General features: G+C 62.5%; 1 pseudogene. It reads right to left on the minus strand.

Annotated elements, in window-relative coordinates:
- Positions 1-232, minus strand: a pseudogene (locus tag QP381_RS09525) (phage major capsid protein); the annotation flags it as partial.

Below are 232 nucleotides of genomic sequence, written 5' to 3' on the forward strand. Positions count from 1 at the left end.
GGTTGTGCTCGAATAGGGAGACGAGCTTGTCCCCTATTGTGACTGCGGCCTCGGTAGAAATCCTGTAGTTGATGCCGCCAACTACGCCCCAGGCGGCCTTAGACCAGTTCCCCAGGAACCCTTCGACCGGTCCGTTTCCAATGCCCTCAGCGAGAACAGTCGTGCGCCCAAGCAGGGAGCCGTGGGCTACCGCAGACGCGGTCTCGGTTGCCTCCCCAGGCACGAACAGCGG

Source organism: Pauljensenia sp. UMB6358 (assembly GCF_030216865.1).
In the GTDB taxonomy this organism is placed as follows: domain Bacteria; phylum Actinomycetota; class Actinomycetes; order Actinomycetales; family Actinomycetaceae; genus Pauljensenia; species Pauljensenia turicensis_A.